Source organism: Pseudolabrys taiwanensis (assembly GCF_003367395.1).
Taxonomy (GTDB): Bacteria; Pseudomonadota; Alphaproteobacteria; order Rhizobiales; family Xanthobacteraceae; genus Pseudolabrys; species Pseudolabrys taiwanensis.
The window spans coordinates 3,787,015-3,802,578 of sequence record NZ_CP031417.1 but is presented as its reverse complement, the minus strand read 5'-3'; the positions used below and the strand labels follow the sequence as shown (position 1 = coordinate 3,802,578).

The 15,564-nt window shown below is 57.2% G+C and carries 18 protein-coding genes and 1 pseudogene; 9 read left to right on the top strand and 10 right to left on the bottom strand.

The features are described 5' to 3' along the window. Positions 1-2: 2 nt before the first annotated feature. Positions 3-1,334: an efflux RND transporter periplasmic adaptor subunit gene (locus tag DW352_RS18065; RefSeq protein ID WP_425374664.1), complete on the bottom strand. Its 1,332-nt coding sequence runs from the start codon at positions 1,332-1,334 to the stop codon at positions 3-5. A gap of 48 nt (positions 1,335-1,382) precedes the next feature. Beyond that, positions 1,383-2,837, bottom strand: coding sequence for an efflux transporter outer membrane subunit (locus DW352_RS18060; RefSeq protein WP_425374617.1), 1,455 nt, complete (start codon positions 2,835-2,837; stop codon positions 1,383-1,385). A gap of 259 nt (positions 2,838-3,096) precedes the next feature. Between DW352_RS18060 and DW352_RS18055 the strand changes: the two genes are divergently transcribed. Beyond that, positions 3,097-3,522: a hypothetical protein gene (locus tag DW352_RS18055; RefSeq protein WP_115692637.1), complete on the top strand. Its 426-nt coding sequence runs from the start codon at positions 3,097-3,099 to the stop codon at positions 3,520-3,522. 304 nt (positions 3,523-3,826) lie between these two features. Here DW352_RS18055 and DW352_RS26890 read toward each other — a convergent pair whose 3' ends face one another. Both DW352_RS26890 and DW352_RS18045 read right to left on the bottom strand, forming a co-directional pair. Further along, complete coding sequence (locus DW352_RS26890) at positions 3,827-4,027, bottom strand: hypothetical protein (RefSeq protein WP_162827033.1); 201 nt, start codon at positions 4,025-4,027, stop codon at positions 3,827-3,829. A 32-nt stretch (positions 4,028-4,059) separates the two neighbouring features. Further along, the gene (locus DW352_RS18045; protein WP_245434164.1) at positions 4,060-4,269 is read right to left on the bottom strand and encodes a helix-turn-helix domain-containing protein; all 210 of its coding nucleotides are present in this window, start codon (positions 4,267-4,269) and stop codon (positions 4,060-4,062) included. A gap of 185 nt (positions 4,270-4,454) precedes the next feature. Here DW352_RS18045 and DW352_RS18040 point away from each other — a divergent pair, with 185 nt between their 5' ends. The 6 genes from DW352_RS18040 (at position 4,455) to DW352_RS18025 (ending at position 8,051) form a co-directional block, all read left to right on the top strand. After that, positions 4,455-5,015, top strand: a complete 561-nt coding sequence (locus DW352_RS18040; protein WP_115692635.1) for a DUF4339 domain-containing protein — start codon at positions 4,455-4,457, stop codon at positions 5,013-5,015. An 11-nt stretch (positions 5,016-5,026) separates the two neighbouring features. After that, positions 5,027-5,416, top strand: coding sequence for a superinfection immunity protein (locus tag DW352_RS18035; RefSeq protein WP_115692634.1), 390 nt, complete (start codon positions 5,027-5,029; stop codon positions 5,414-5,416). 2 nt (positions 5,417-5,418) lie between these two features. Further along, on the top strand, positions 5,419-5,970 hold the full coding sequence (locus tag DW352_RS18030) for a hypothetical protein (protein WP_115692633.1): 552 nt from the start codon (positions 5,419-5,421) through the stop codon (positions 5,968-5,970). Positions 5,971-6,934: 964 nt separating this feature from the next. Then, on the top strand, positions 6,935-7,099 hold the full coding sequence (locus DW352_RS26885; RefSeq protein ID WP_162827032.1) for a hypothetical protein: 165 nt from the start codon (positions 6,935-6,937) through the stop codon (positions 7,097-7,099). A 176-nt stretch (positions 7,100-7,275) separates the two neighbouring features. Further along, a complete protein-coding gene (locus DW352_RS26880; protein ID WP_162827031.1) occupies positions 7,276-7,512 on the top strand; it encodes a hypothetical protein in 237 nt (78 codons plus the stop codon). Next, on the top strand, positions 7,509-8,051 hold the full coding sequence (locus DW352_RS18025) for a hypothetical protein (protein WP_115692632.1): 543 nt from the start codon (positions 7,509-7,511) through the stop codon (positions 8,049-8,051). The genes DW352_RS26880 and DW352_RS18025 overlap by 4 nt, the downstream gene beginning before the upstream one ends. A 67-nt stretch (positions 8,052-8,118) precedes the next feature. On the opposite strand, the pseudogene DW352_RS27365 reads toward DW352_RS18025, so the two are convergent. Then, a pseudogene (locus DW352_RS27365) lies at positions 8,119-8,800 on the bottom strand (IS1595 family transposase); the annotation flags it as partial. A 123-nt stretch (positions 8,801-8,923) separates the two neighbouring features. Here DW352_RS27365 and DW352_RS18010 point away from each other — a divergent pair. Both DW352_RS18010 and DW352_RS18005 read left to right on the top strand, forming a co-directional pair. After that, the gene (locus DW352_RS18010; protein WP_115692629.1) at positions 8,924-9,832 is read left to right on the top strand and encodes a DNA-processing protein DprA; all 909 of its coding nucleotides are present in this window, start codon (positions 8,924-8,926) and stop codon (positions 9,830-9,832) included. After that, positions 9,829-10,479 (top strand): hypothetical protein, encoded by a 651-nt coding sequence (locus DW352_RS18005; protein ID WP_115692628.1) that lies wholly within the window; start codon positions 9,829-9,831, stop codon positions 10,477-10,479. The genes DW352_RS18010 and DW352_RS18005 overlap by 4 nt, the downstream gene beginning before the upstream one ends. A gap of 436 nt (positions 10,480-10,915) precedes the next feature. Here the strand turns inward: DW352_RS18005 and DW352_RS26875 are convergent, their stop codons facing one another. From DW352_RS26875 to DW352_RS17980, 5 genes are all read right to left on the bottom strand, one after another. Next, positions 10,916-11,137: a hypothetical protein gene (locus DW352_RS26875; RefSeq protein WP_162827029.1), complete on the bottom strand. Its 222-nt coding sequence runs from the start codon at positions 11,135-11,137 to the stop codon at positions 10,916-10,918. Positions 11,138-11,700: 563 nt separating this feature from the next. Continuing rightward, complete coding sequence (locus DW352_RS27645) at positions 11,701-11,766, bottom strand: hypothetical protein (protein WP_425374663.1); 66 nt, start codon at positions 11,764-11,766, stop codon at positions 11,701-11,703. 59 nt (positions 11,767-11,825) lie between these two features. Beyond that, positions 11,826-12,680 (bottom strand): hypothetical protein, encoded by an 855-nt coding sequence (locus DW352_RS17990; RefSeq protein WP_162827028.1) that lies wholly within the window; start codon positions 12,678-12,680, stop codon positions 11,826-11,828. Between the two features lie 45 nt (positions 12,681-12,725). Further along, the gene (locus DW352_RS26870) at positions 12,726-13,298 is read right to left on the bottom strand and encodes a hypothetical protein (RefSeq protein WP_162827027.1); all 573 of its coding nucleotides are present in this window, start codon (positions 13,296-13,298) and stop codon (positions 12,726-12,728) included. 659 nt (positions 13,299-13,957) lie between these two features. Further along, positions 13,958-15,478, bottom strand: a complete 1,521-nt coding sequence (locus DW352_RS17980) for a site-specific integrase (protein WP_115694478.1) — start codon at positions 15,476-15,478, stop codon at positions 13,958-13,960. Positions 15,479-15,564: the final 86 nt, after the last annotated feature.

Below are 15,564 nucleotides of genomic sequence, written 5' to 3'. Positions count from 1 at the left end.
ACTTACATCCCTGGCGGCGGGCCGGCCGTTTTCTTCGACGTGGTGTCGGTAGCCGCAGTGCCGATCACCACCTGCTCGCCGGCTTTAAGACCATCGCAAATCTCGGCCGTGATCTTATTATTGAGGCCGACTTTCACGGCGCGCGTGGCGACGGACCCGGATGACTCGACCACCCTCACCTTGTAGATATCGCCTGCTCCGGCTTCGCCCAGCGCAGCCGCAGGAACGGTCAGCACATTGTGCACCTCGCCAAGCACGATATGGACCTCCGCGGTCATGTAGGTGCGCAGATCGCCGTCGGGATTCGGCACATTGAAGATGCCGTTATAGTAGATCGCCGACGACGTGGATGATGAAGAGGAGGAAGAGGAGCTGCTGCTCGACGAGGACGTGGTGGTGGACGTGAAACTGCTGTCGGTCTTGACCGATTCCGGCGCCGGTTCGATGAATTCGAGGCTCGCGTGATAGCGGTGTCCCGGATCACCGAGAATGGTGAAATAGACCTTCTGGCCGAGCCTCACCCGCACGACGTCGGCCTCGGATATCTCGGCGCGAACGGTCATGGTGTCGACCTGGCCGAGCACGACGATGGTCGGTGCCGACTGCACGGCGTTCACTGTCTGGCCTTCCTGGGTGACAATCGAGAGCACGGTGCCGTCGATGGGCGCGGTGATGTGGGTGTAACCGAGATTGACGCGCGCCGTCTCGATCGCGACCTCGGCCTCGATGATCTGGGCATCGAGCTGGGCAATCTGTGCCCGCGTGGTCTTGACGTTGGCTTCCGCGGTGTCGTAGTCGGCGCGTGACGACGCCTTTTGCGCCAACGTCATTTGCTGGCGCGCGAGATTGGCTTCGTAGAGCGTGAGGAGCGCTTCCTTCTCCGCACGCTGGGCGCGGGTGTTCTGCAGCGCAGCCTCGTTGGTGCGCAGCGTGTTTTGCTGCGTCACGGAGTCGATCTCCGCGATCAAATCCCCGACCTTGACCTTTTGGCCGAGCGCGACCTTCAGCGACACGACCCGGCCGGAGACCTGCGCCCCGACAGCCACGAGCTTGACCGGCTTCAGAGTGCCCGTCGCAAGAACGGTCTGCTCGATATCGCCGACAGTGACCGGCGCCGTCATCAGATTGGCGGTCGGACTGGGCGACAAGGCCGCCTTTATGCCCCATCCGATCGCGACCACCGCCAGCACAGCGGCCGCGAGCAACACGCGCCGCCGTATCGGCGACTTGCGGCGCGGCGCTGGCACAACTGGCGGCGGGTCGTTTGCCGGCCGTGGGGGAAAATCGACGGCGGCGGCACGATCGGCTTTTGCCTTGGCGACATCGTTGATCATCTGCATGGCCAGCGCTAGCGCCTCAAGGATAGATCGTCCGATCGAAGCTCATCGGAGCGCTCCGGGAAGATGCGGACCGGTGTCGGTATCGACCACTTCCGGCTTGCCGGCATCGATTGCGCCGTCCCAACCGCCACCAAGAGCCTTCGCCAGCGCGACATAGTCCTTGGCGATGTTGACCCGGCTCTGCAGCAACGTGTCCTCGGCGGAGAACTGCGAGCGTTCGGCATCGAGCACATCGAGGAAGCTGCTCGATCCGTTTTCATAGAGCGTATGCGACAGCCGCGCGGCCTCGCCATAGCGCTGAGCCGATTCGGTCAGGCTGCGGATCTTGATGCGCTCCTGCGCAAGCGAGACCGTGGCGTTCTCGACATCCTCCAGCGCCGTCAGGACGGCGCTACGCCAGGCGACGTGATATTCATCGCGCTGCGCCTCTGCGACTTCGACGGCGGCGCGCAGCTTGCCACCGTTGAAAATCGGAACGCTGACCGTCGGACCAAACGACCACCCGATGGTCGAGTTCTTGCCGAGATCACCGAGCTTGAGCGCCGTGGTCGAGACCGACCCGCTGAGACTGACATCCGGATAGAGCGCGGCCTCGGCCTGGCCGATCTTGGCGGTGTATTGCGCAAGCTGCCGTTCGGCCTTACGCACGTCCGGCCGCATCGTCAGCACATCCGCGGGGATGCCCCTCGGCAACGGCAAGCGCGGCGCCGGAATTGGCGTCACGCGCGCAAGCCGCGACGCCAGCGCTGTCGGATCGCGCCCCAGCAGCACGCCAAGCCGATGGAGAGACTCCCTGTAGGATGCCTCGTTGGTCGGGACGTTGGCCTCGGTGCTCGCAGCCTGTGCCAGCGCCTTGGCGGTATCGACGGCAGACGCCGAGCCCGCGTTGAACTTATTCTGAGTCAGAGCGGCGGTTTCCCGCTGCGAGATGGCGGTTCGGCGCGCCAACGCGGCGCGGGCCTGATAGCCGCGGGCGTCGACGTAATACGACGCGACGTCGCCGATCAGGGTCAGCAGGGTCGAGCGCAGGTCATCCTCGGACGCATCGACGTTATATGTCGCCGCTTCGACCGCGCGGCGGTTGGCGCCGAACAGGTCGAGCTCCCAGCTTGCATCGAAGCCCGCCTGAAATTGATTGCCCGTACTCGGCGGCGTCGTAATGTCGTCCGTGGTGGTGGTAGCCGTGCGGCTGCGGGTGGCCGAGCCCGAGCCCTCAATCGAAGGAAACAGCGCACCGATGGCCTGCCGCCGCGAGGCACGCGCCTCGCGGATGCGCGCCTTCGCGGCCGCAACGTCCAAATTGCCCTGCACGGCTTCGTCGATCAGTTGGTTCAGCAACGGATCGTTGAGCCGCCGCCACCACTGCGCCAGCACGGGCGGCTGCGGCTCTCGCTTGTTCTTGTCGCCGCTCCAGCGTGTGGGCAAGTCGAGCGACGGGCTCCGGTAGTCGGGCCCTACGGCGCAGCCGGCCGGCAATAAGGCAAAAGCAAGCAGCATGAAAACGCGGGTTCTTTTCAGAACGACTTTCATTGTCGCCTATCGAGTTATTCAGCTGTTGGCCATGGACGGGCGCATTCTTCTACGGCCACTGCGCCCAATGCAGTTGCGACCAACCCAGGTGCTGAGCCGAACGCTTCGCAAGTGGCAGGTTTCCTGCGCGTCCCGATCACGATCTTGGCGAACCTGAGACCCTTCCGAAGGGCATAGTCATGACCAGCAACTGGCCGAAATCTCCGGCGAGCGATTTGACAACTTCTTGGGCCTCAACGATCAGCGGATTCGCGCCGCGCACAAGAACACTGCCGGCAAGGCGTGCTGCGACTTGGCGATAGAGGCCTCGCCTTCGCTGTCGCGCACTAACGATTTCGCAAAGATGCCGTTAGACGCCCACATGTCTTTGCAGGACGAGAACAAACCTCTCTTAGTCAACGGCGCAGGGACGCTCTTCGTTGACTGCTCGATTGTCGGCATTGAATACGCGGAGGGAAGGCAGGCTCTCGAGCCCAACTTAAGGCTACAAAGCGCGTCAACAGCGCATCCTAGACTGACGCAAACACACATCAAGACACGCGACATTGACTACCACCCGAGTCTTGAATCTGTTGGATCGCAAATGATGGCAATTCTCATCATTGAGGGTCTCATTCTCCATATCCTTTCCCACCGCTTCCCAGTCGATTGATCTAACTCAGGGGACCTCCTCGAACGCTCCAAAGTGCGCGCCCTCCGGACAACTTGGTGCAACAGTACGATTCGGACCCAAGGCTTTGGGTTAAGAAATGTAAAAATAGGTTTCTATCGTCGATCCGACGACTTATTTTGGCCGCCTTACAAAATTAGTCGGTTCGCATGCTAGTCAATCGCAGCGCATAGGCACAAAACATCACGCGGCCGCGCCGTTCGAACCCCTGCCCCTCAAATTCGAAGACTTCGCGCACGCGGGCTTCCGACAAAGCGGGCCGCTCGATCGACAAAACCGCGACGATCTACTGCGGAGTCGTGAGCCGTTTCTGTCTTCCGCCGCAAACCATGACCGTCTCATTGTGCACGGCCATACTCCAATCCGCTCCGGCCAGCCCGACATTCGCCTGAACCGGATCAACCTCGACACTGGCGCCGTCTTCGGTCGCGCGCTTACTGCGGCGGTGTTCGTCGAAGGCGAACTTGCCGCAGTCGAATATCTCCAAGTTTAGGCCCACGTCCGCGGGAGCCTGCCAATTTATTGCTTCTTTCGTCCACGCCTTAGGGTCTCCGGCTTCTTGTCGCTACCCTTGACAGGCAACAGCAGTTCGTAAGGGTGAACCCCCAGCACATCCGCAAACTTTTCGAGCGTCTCGACGGTAGGATTCTCAAGTCCGCGCTCTATTCGCCCCACGAAAGACCGGTCGACGCCAGCGTCTACAGCAAAAGCCTCTTGCGAGAGGGCCATCCCGACCCTCAGGCGACGCAGATGCCAACCCACCAGTTTGCCCGCTCTCATCCCTCCAGGTGAGGGCCTAGCGGACTATAAAAACACGCACTATAAGTCCCCATTTAGGAATCAGGCTCCTGCGCGAGGCAACTTCTTGGGGCCAACAAAGAATCAGTGAGTGAGACCGAAAAAAGGGGGCAAACTTGACGGACATTCCGACCGACACTTCGTGGTTCTACACTCAGTCCGGCCAGCGAAAGGGGCCTGTCGCCGCGGCCGAGATACACGCTCTGCTCGCGGACAAGGCCATCGACGCCGACACCCCCGTCTGGCGCAAAGGGCTCCCGGATTGGCTACCGCTGTCCAAATCCGAACTTGGCGGGGTTCTCCGCGACGAACCGCCGCCGGTCGCCGCGACCCACATAAACAATGGCTTCGTTTGGGCGCTTGCCGTTGCGCCGCTCGCCTACTTCCTGATCGAGGCCATGATCCTCGGGTACCAGAGCAAGACGCCGTATGAAGACCACCAGCTCTCGTCGGCGCTGCTCTGGATCATTCCCGCCGCGGCGAACGCCATCCTCTGCCTGCTGGACCAGCAGCAGCTCAAGGCGGCCGGATACAACTCAGCCTGGATCACGTTCTTCGCCGTACTCCTGGCGCCGGTCTACCTGTTCGTGCGCGCCCAGCGGCTCCGCCAGACGCCAACGTACGGTTTCGTTTGGGTGGCGACGTTCGTCGTATCGATCTTCTTGCGCGCGGCCTAGAGGAGCGATCGATGACTTCCGACAAAGTCGGCCTCATCCTCTTCCTCATCGCTGTCGCCGTGATCTACGCCTTACCCACAATCGTCGCGTTTCGACGCGGGCACCCGAACCGTTACGTCATCCTCGTCATCAATCTCGCCTTCGGCGGCACCATCATCGGCTGGGGTGTCGCCTTGGCCTGGGCGCTTCACGCCGTTCATCGGCCGGAAGAAGCGCCGAGCGGCGGTGAATCCGGGCTCAATCTCTTCATCAATGACCCCAAGAAGGTCCATCTTGTCGAACCGCCACCGCTGCCTTCGTCTATGGGCCAGGAGCTCGAACGCCTGCACCGTCTCCTTGCCGAAGGCGCGCTTACCCAGGCCGAATTCGACGGCCTCAAGGCCAAACTGATCGGCGGCTAACCATGATCCAGTTCAAACGCACGCTTTTAGCGCTAGCCCTTACCTCTCTCCTCGGCGCCTGGTCCCCACCGGTATCTGTACTCGGCAGCCCGCTTTTCATGTTCTTTGGCGACCCAGACCGCGGCGACCCAGACCTTCGTCCCCTCAAGATGACCCCCAATGACATCGCCTTGGCATGCGTCCGTTACCGCAGTGGCACGGTGTCATATCGCTCAGAGGACGAGCGGCGGACCTTTTCGTTGACCTGCACAATACCGGCCCAGAAATCGACCCCGCGCAATCTGACCCGGTTCTATTTCTTCGTCGTCGCACCAGACAGCGATAAGCCCGCAAGCGCGCTCGGCAAGATCGAAGTCTATGGGTCCAACCTAGGCAAAAACAAATGGGTGAAGTTCGATGACCCCGACGAGAAGAGCCTCATGAAAAGTATTCGCGATATGCTTCAGAATGACGGCCTGATCGATCCCCCGGACGAAGGTCAGGATGCATTTGGGAGTTGGCGCATTTGCAGGAACGACGATGACGTCGATTGCTATCCCAAGGCGAAATTCTAACATGCTCTCTGGATGCTTCGCCGCCTCTCTTCTCGTCCCTTTTATCCTTAGCCGGACGCCTCCAGCCGCTGAGCACCCAACGGCGACGCTCGCCACCATCAGGATTTCGAGGAGCATGACGCTTACCAGCAGCGAGCGCAGTCCCACTCCTCCAGGACAAGTCACGGATACGCCGGGCCCGGTTGATGAACCGGCGATAGTCCACAGTTGCCGCCGCCTCACGGTCGAACGCCTTCAACGCATCCGCGGACCGTAGTCAGGCTGGCGCAGCTCGGGAGAGGTCGCCACTGCGTTGGCGTCCGGACGCGCAGGAGGCCAGGATGGCACGCTTCTCGTCCACCCTCAAATCGGGGTCGGCGGCAACCTCTTGGGGATACCTGAAAGCGCGGGCGGAGTGAAGCAGTTGGTCGAGGTCGAATCTGTCCTTGCTGGTGGTAACGTACCGGAATTATGAGGTTATGGGATACCGTTCGCAGATTGCAAATATTTGTGCGTGCGATGCACGAAAGGGCTAGGCGAACCAGGCGTTCACGTGTTGTGAATACGCGTGCTAGGACAAGTTGTCTTAGGTGACTAAAGCGGGTCCAGGACCGCTTTTCTTCAAGGCCGCCTGCGGGCGGAAAAGGTGAGGGCCAGCGGACGTCTCCACTGGCCCCCGGTGCCCCGCTCGTCGGGGCTGCGGACTACAGCGGGCGTACGATCCTTCTGTAGCCCGGGTAGGGCCCTCCGTCTCCGAGCCGGAGGGTACTTTGGGGTGGCGTCACGCCCCCAGCGCCGTCAGCGCGCCAGCTAGACTACTTTGGTACGGGGATGGGCCGCGAACCCATCCCCAACGCCAGCCTAGCCCTTCGACTCCTAATCGCGCGCGGCAGTTCCGCAAGCGCAAAATGTGCTTGCGCACAGCCCTGTTCACGGCGAAACGCCTTGCGAATCAGTGCTATTTGTTTGTGTGGGGACCTGAGTCATGGCTAAAGAGCCCGGAAAACCGACGCGCGATGATGTTCTTTTGCGTCTGTTAAAGACGGCGCCGCAGCCAAAAGCATCAAAGCCCAAGATCGAGCCAACTCCGGATAATGACGATCCAGAGGCCCTGATGGATTGGGCAAAGCGGCATATCCAGAAGGAATGAGAGTGCTCCCGCGCGTGCGGACGGCGCTGGTGCCACTGCTCAGCATGTAAATGCTTCTGTGGGCTGCGGCGACTACCCCTCTCTACTTATGATTTCAAATATCGCTATGATGCTGACTGGGGCCCAGAACGGTCGTCTTCCGGGATACGGACCTTTTGGGCATTTGGGAGGAAGTCATGGCGGATATCAGTCACGGATTAATGATCAAATTTGGATTGGCGAATGCGCCGTCCGAGTCATTAAGTGAACGTTGGGCGTCTTTAACTCGGATTTACATCAACGGTGGAATGGATCGAGAGGCGGCCGGTGACAGAGCCGCAAAAGAATTATTCCCCGACTATCAGACGCGCTTCTATGCCTCAGAGGCAGATACCATTTCATATCTGCTGCAACAGGCTGGCGATAAAAAATGAGTGGTGACCAGGCTCTGACCTTATTGGGCGCTCCGAATGTCTGGTCAGTGGTGACATTCGTCACTGGTGGGGTGATGGGCTTCTTCGTGAAAGTGCTTGCAATGAGCGCGAGCGAACGCAGCGCTCACAAGCAGCGCCTGTATGAAAATAGTAACGCGCACAAGCGCGAGCGAGAGAGACGATATCTAGATTATACCAATGCGATTAGCGCGTATTGCTTAAAAACAGACAAGCCAACTTTGGCGGATTTTCAAAGCGTCGCCACCACCGGAGAGCTTTATTTCAACGAATTGAAGATCATGGCGGCGGCGGTCTTGGATGGCCGCACCGATCCTGCATCCGCGAAAAACTCCTTTGTTCCAGACATCGTTGAGGCCTTGGAAAAGAGCATTCCAAGGCACTATGAGACATTGAAAAAGATGGCCGATCTGATTGGCGCGCCGTACGAAGGCAAATTCAAACGTTCCAATTATGAGGTACTTTTCGCGGTGGCAGAAAAGTATGCCAGCAATCGTACCCTTCCTCCCATAGGCGCATAAGGTTTCGGCTCACTTGAGCCTAACCCATGTCGGCCACATAGCGGCTGTGTAGATGTCGGCGGTCGCCTTAGTTAGGCCGTCGGTAAGTTAGTCTCTTTCCCTTCGCGCCTTCGAGAGCCTTAGCGGCGCGGGCGGCATCATCAAAGCCGCAGGCGACGCGATAGGAGTCGCGGAAATCGAATTCGCTGAGATATCGGTGAAGGTGGCGTTCTGAGCGGTGCTGGTAGACGCCCCTCATGCCGCGTTTGAAGATCGAATAGTAGCCTTCAACCGTGTTCGTCGTGACATTGCCGCGCACATATTCGTCGGCCTCATGGTTGACCGTTTCGTGCTTGGCAACGTCACCTTTGAGCCCGCGATACCAAGACGCCTGATCGGTATGCAGCGTGCTTTCGCGCACGATGTTCATGCGGATGATCGGAATGGGCGTGCCGACAGTTGCCGTCGACATGGAAGCTACGGGCGGCGCCGCCGCGCTCAACAAGGGTCAGGACAATATTGCGGTGCTGGCTGCCGCCACGGGTGATGCGCTTGGGCGCGCCTTCGACCTTGCCGATGATCGTTTCGTCATTCTCGACCGTCTCGCCGTCGCCGCCCATTGGCGTGAACTCAGTCGGGCGCATAGCCTCACGAATGCGATGGGCAAGAAACCAAGCGGATTTGTAGGTCAGGCCGAGCATGCGGCTTAGCTGGTGAGCCGAAATGCCTTTCTTGCTGCTGGTCATCAAATGCCCGGCAGGAATGACTTTCTCGGTCCTTTTGGGCTATTTGGGACGCCGGCCGGATTCCGGGCGGAACTAGCCGCGCAACCCCACATTAAATCATCAACAGTCATCTTTGCGGGGACCGAATCAGTTGGCTAGGATTGAAAAATGGGACCTCTTGTAAACCTTCTAGCCGAGCGCGATGACAGTAACAGTCCGGCGGTGAAGCCTATTTCACCCCTTCGGGAGCTTGGAGCCTATGAAGCTCTCTGGTTGGAAAAAGGGGCGACCTTTAAGACAATTGCTGAACGCTTTGCCGCCGATCCCACGGCATTGCCTTCCGATTTCATTAGCCCTGCCTTGGCCGACCAGTGCGCGAGGCAGGTGTTGGCAAAGCTGAAAGGAAATGGGGTGGATCAATTTGGCGTTCGCATCAATCATGCGGGCGACTATCCAAAGCGGCTTCGAGACGCAAAGCACCCCATTGAGGTTTTGTACTATCAAGGCGCTTGGGAATTGTCGGAAACTCGCGGCGTCGCGGTCGTTGGCACTCGTGAACCCACGGACGAAGGAAAGGAACGCGCAAGGCGGATTTCCCGCGCGCTCGTCGAAAAGCATTTCACCGTTGTATCCGGACTTGCGAATGGGATTGATACCGTTGCACACACCACAGCAATCGAGTTGGGCGGCCGCACGATAGCTGTGATTGGGACGCCACTTGGTCAGTACTACCCCCCGGAAAACAAGGAACTTCAGAAAAAGATAGCGCGGGAATTCCTCTTGATTTCGCAAGTGCCAGTGCTTCGGTATTCGAAGCAAGCAGTCCCACAGAACAGACTTTTCTTTCCCGAAAGAAACGTCACGATGAGCGCCCTAACGGACGCCACGATCATTGTTGAAGCGGGAGAAACCTCGGGAACGCTGACGCAGGCACGCGCCGCATTGCATCAGGGGCGAAAACTATTTATTTTAAACTCGCTTTTTGAGCGTAGGGATCTGACGTGGCCTGCGACTTTCGAAAGTCGCGGTGCAATTCGCGTCAGAGAGCTAGATGATATTTGGAAAGCCCTAGGTTGACCGCGCGATTCCAGAAAATCGACGATCAAAATCGCCCAGACCACTTCCATCTGACTCCAGATGATGAATGTTATTTTTTGTACGAATACACTTCAGGCAAAAATTACCAATTCAGCGCAACGAATAGCCTGATTTCGAATCTCAAGAAAAAGCCGTCGCTGGCGAATACGCCTCAGTACAAATATAAGCATGAGGCTATGAGGGCTTGCGCAAAGGATTTTGGTGAAGCTATCAATTCTAAGTGGCTTGACGGCGCGACTCTAGTTCCGGTTCCTCCTTCGAAAGCGGTGGGGGATGTGGATTATGACGACCGAATTCACAAAGTCTGTCAGGCAATACCTAGCGCCAGTCCGGTCGATGTTCGCGATCTTGTCATTCAAACAAAGTCGCTGAATGCTGCGCATGAAAGCAGTGACAGACCGACAGTGGAAGATCTTTTGGCAGTCTACCAAATTGACGAGACGAAGGCCGAACCGGCTCTAAAACGCATTGCTATAGTAGACGATGTTCTAACGGCAGGAACACATTTCCGCGCGGTGAAATCGGTTTTGGAAAAGAGGTTTCCGGGCGTTCCGATAGTCGGCTTCTTCGTTGCCCGACGCGTTCTGCCAAACCCTTTCGATGAATTTGAAGACGAGACTTTGTGAAAATTGTTCTGTTTGGCGGGGATTTGTCCTCGCACTTTTGTGTGGGAAGTCCCTAGAAATCCGCCTCAGCCGCTTTCCTAGATGAGACGTCCATTAGCCCGTTTTCAATCAAAATCGACGTTGTGCTGCAATCGTTGCAAAGATAGTAGCCATAGTGCTCGTCAGAATTATATCCGTCATACCCTTGTAGAAAAACGTTTCTGCTTTTGCATCTTGGGCAACGCATTCGTCTTTTTCGTAATTGCGTATTGACCAACTCAACCGCGTCGTCTGCAAAGAAATAGACAAAATAATAGATTGCACCAAAGCCAATTAGAATAATTGGATTTAGCTTAGTAAAGCAAAGGGCCAAAACCAGAAGCAAGATCGGAATGACGATCTTCGCGTCGTCTCGATCAAACTCATATTTGAATTGCCAGAACTCTAGTTTCACGGCTTAATTTCTTTTTCCGGTTCTTTGTTCAAATTTGCTTTCTAAAGCCATCAAACGCCGAAGCGTCTCATTCATAAAGTCATCGTGTCGCTCTTGGGAGGGGTCGCCGATCACAAATGCAAGGAATTCGACAAGCGACCCTCCAGCGACCGGTAATGCACCGACACCCGCGCGAATTCCGCGATTAATGAAGTCTTCCGGCTTGTTTTTGAACGCGTCGTCCATTTGTTTCTATCAATATCTCTAACGTAGATATGAAAAATAGAAATAGCCGCCGAGCAACGCTGCAAAGCCGGCAAAGACAAGAGCATTCCGCCAATTGTATCGCGCGCGCCACGGCAACGCGCGGCGTCGGGCTTCGGCATCAGACTCGTAGGCATCCCAAGCTCGCCAACCCATTCTACCTTCCTGCCTCTTTGGCGCGCTCATGCGCAGCATCCATAAAACTTCGAATCTGCGAACCTTTTTTCGCGGCGTCAGGAGCTTCCGGCTGAGCAAGTTCGGGGGTGCAGCGCAGCGTCGGAGGGTTGCCGCATGTTCTGGCGAGTGCGGACCATCCGACGCACTTTCCATTTGGTCCCCGATAGCCGGGGCCGCCTTTTTCGCCGCAAGCTCCGAACGCACCCTCTGATAGGAGACAAAAAGCACAAAGCGCTAAAGCTCGTAATTGCCTCCGTCGCGACCTCATTCAAACCTCTTCGGATGAGTTATCTTCGCTCGACATAGATTGGTCCTCGGGTCGGCGGTTCATATTTTTTCGGGACAGGATGATTAAAAGTGCCCGTCTTCTAATTCGTCTCCACGAACCACTCGCATATAACCATTCCGAGCTGGTCTTCTCCCGCTACTGTCATTGGCGGCCCACCGGATTCGACCTGAACCACGTCGCCCGGCTTTCATGGATTTTCGTCACTCATAGTTCTTTCTCCGTCTCATTAAAGTCAGCAGAGCTAGCTTGCTTGAATTCCAATTTTGGCGGCAAATCCGTTATGGCGTAATGAACAAACTGGTCGCCTAGTGCAGTCAGCTCGTATTGTTCTTCCTCATCAAAAGCTGATTTCATAGCCTTTGTTTCGCCCTTCGATGTTGAAGTGCGTAGGGACCGCTTAGCGATAAAATGTCCCGCGTAATCAGTCTCGCGATGTTGGCGAATTATTCCACCGGTGCTCAAATCACGAATCAAAAGTCGGAAAAGATCGGCATCCGAAGAGTCTTCACGAACAATGGGGCGGCCCAGTTTTCGCCAAATGCTGCCGCGCGTAATTCCGGCGCTATTGTAGACCGCGCCTATTACTGCGAAGTGCAGTTCAGAATAGTCTTTTATCCACTCTAGAAATAACTTTATCACGTCGTCACTCGCGAGTGTAGCTGATGCTGCGTTGGCGAGCAGATTGCGAATCAGAACTCGTTTTTCCTCGCTTTCAGTTCCCGCCCAATCTCTAAATGCTTTTCTGAGCAATGCTTGATATTCCGGACTTTCGACTCGCTTGGCCGTTTCTTCATCCCGCATATCCAAGCGTGCAGTGATCTCCAATATAGTCTGCTCTTTCTCGTGCATTTCAGCGGCGAGCATTTCAATCCAATGATGTAGAAATTCGTTGATGCGATTCTGTTCGCGCTCCGACCAGGCGCTTGCTGCGGCCGACAATAGTCCGCCTGCAAATGGGATTGCGCCGCTGACAGCATTTAAAATGCCGCGCGTCGTCTTGCCGCCTTTTGCCCCTTGCGGCAATTCCGGCACGCCGTCTAGTTTTTTATTTTCGTCCATCGCATAGCTTCGCCATCGTGAATCATCGGAACAGCGCCCGTGCCGTTAGCGATTTACTTTGAAGGATAGCCGTTTGTCGCGTTCTGCTTCTTTCGCAATTTGCGCTTTGCGCGAATCTGCCATCTGTTGAATGGTCTGACCTAACTGAGGTTTAGCTTGCTCATATTCGGCGCGAATCTTATCGAGATTTTGATTCAGTTGGGTCATTACTGTATCGACTTCGCGTTGCGCATTTTGATCGTCAGGAATTGTAAATTTGAGTGAGTCCCGGCCGATGCTGATGCGCTGCATAATCACTGCGGCACGCGAGGGCGATAGCCGAAACGAATCGAGATCGCCTGAGAATGGAATCTCCACATCAAGGAGGCTGCGCTTGCCGGTATATCGATGACCGTAGTCGGAGCCCTGAAATTCTTCTTCTCGTGCATCTGCGCTGATTGCTTCCCGATCAATGCGCGCAACATCGAGTGAATATTTTTCGACAATCCTCTGAAGTTCGCCAGCCAGCGCAGGATCGGAAAAAAACTTTCGATCAAGGTTGTTCACGTCATCGGCTGCCGCTCGTAAAACGTTTTGCCACCACCCATGCAAAGAATGCTGAAAAAGTTGGTCCGACATTATTAGCTCCCGGAGTTGTAGCGGACGATAATGTGTAGCCCTCGTTCTGAAGCTTCAAGTTGTACTTTGGCGGTCCCTAGTGATCGGCTCGACCAAGGTTCGCATTTTGTTCTAATGGCTGTCGAGTCCCTAGGTGAAGCTTATGATCACGGTTGGCGTGTGAATGTCCGATGCGCGTGGGGACCGCATGACGGCATGAAGCGCGTTCGCGAATGCGTCTATGGTGCTGAGCTTGATCTGGCGACACTGCTATGGACGCGCGGCCGTGACTTCCCATTGGCCCGGCTCGAAAGCCGTTTGAAGTGCCCGCGTTGCGGATCGCGCCGCGTCCGGTTGGCCTTCAGCGTGCCGAGCGAGTCCAATCGGCAACGGGCATAGCTTTGCAACTTTGGCCGCCCGGCCGATTTTGAATCTTTGTTTGCAACTTTTGAGAAAAAGCTTTCGCCGGAAAAATCGCGAAAAGCACTGATTTGACTGGAGCGGCGAAGGGACTCGAACCCTCGACCTCGACCTCGACCTCGACCTCGACCTTGGCAAGGCAAGAGCTACGCCATTCACGTCAACCGTGCCCTACGGACAACCACCTGCCTCTAGTAGTCCTTCATGAAACAGGAAAACGTTACCCAATGCGGCCACAGCTGCATTCGTCGCGTGCAAGTTCAAAAACTCAAAGAGGGGATTTTCTCCAATTCCCGCTGCAGCGCAGAGGCTGGAAACTCCCCGTAACTGTCGGCGACGGTCCGTCGTTGGTGACCAACCATAGCGTCGACCACGTCGGTTGCGAGACCGTGGCGGCGGGCTAGCGTCTTGAAGCGGTGTCTCCAGGAGTGGTTAGGCGATATTCGCTCATCGACGATTCCGAGCGATCTTACCCACGGGCCCAAGACCTTCGTGGCGTTACCGCCGCGGCTCCCGAACTTGTCAGGTCTGATCTGCGTAAAAAGCGGTCCTGAAGGCACCGTGCGAGCGAAATCCAGAAAGCCCTCTGCAAGCAGAGCGGAGTGGAGCGGGATGATCCGTTCGGAACTCAACGTCTTTAGAGGCCCGGCTTCGGGAGTGATTCGCACGCACCAAACGTCCTCGATCGTTACGACGTCCTCGCGCCGAAGCTGGCTCAGCTCTGCAATTCGTGCCCCGGTGAACGCTGAAAGCCAGGGCAGCCACCTCAAAACGGGGTTTGCCTCCAAGCGAGCCGCCGGCAAAACAACTGCTACTTCCGTTTCAGAAAAGCCGCGCTTCATTTCCAGGGCGCGCTGTCGGACGTCAATTGAAACGCCTGCGGCGGGGTTCTGGGAAATGCGCTTGTTATCTGCGCCCCACTGCAGAACGGCCCGGACCGGGGCAAGCTTCGCATCACGGATGGTCTTGGGGCTTAGTTCCTGAGCGACAAGCTCAGCCTTCCACCTGACGATGTCCTCTGCCGTGACGCGCGCAGCATTGTCATGGCCTAGGAATTTCTGGAGTTGTCCGACGACCCGTGTCCATTCGTACTGGGTCTTCTTGGCGGGCCGGGTTTCCGCGATCCATCCTTTGAGGAGGTCGTCAAACCGAACGAGCGGTAGGGTGGCCGGCCGTTGTGCGGGGGCTGCGGTGGTGGCCTGCGGCTCTATGAGCTCTCCGCGACTGAGGCGTTCGAGTTGAACGCTCGCCCGCTGCATTGCTGCCGATACGGCAACGGCCAGGACCTTTCGATCTTCCTCGGCCGCCGCCCTAAGACCGTTCGCGGTGAGCAATTGGTCTGCTTGTCGAAAGCACCAGTCGCGCAGTTGGGTCCGCTTGGAATCTTCTGGGGTGGCTCGGAGGAGATCCGCCGTGCTCAAACTTAAATCCACAGGCGGGTCGGCCCACAGGACCCCACCGAGGCCTATCGGCCAGAAATCCTGCTGGGACGGGTTGGCTTCATAGAGGGCTAGCCACTCGACCGCCAACGGGCGGGCGAGGTCATGGGCTTCTCTTTCCGTCAGCCGCCGCGGCCCGGCGGCAAGGTTTTCCCAGCGTTGCTCCAAGGCCGCCAACGCGACGGCGTGCCTCTTCTTGGCTTCGCCGGGTTCCCGGGTCTTAAGGCTTAGCTTCTCTTCGACCTTGCCGACGAGCTCTTGGAGATGCGCCGGCACGCGTTTGCGGAGCCAATAGATTCCGGTCTTCGGATGCTTGAAAGGTCGCGTCATCGGCAGAGGCATGTGGACCACCCTTGTGTACCACTCGGGCGGCCGCAACCTACTGAAAGGTCACAAAATTTATTGATTTCAATGAGCTAGGAGCTCTT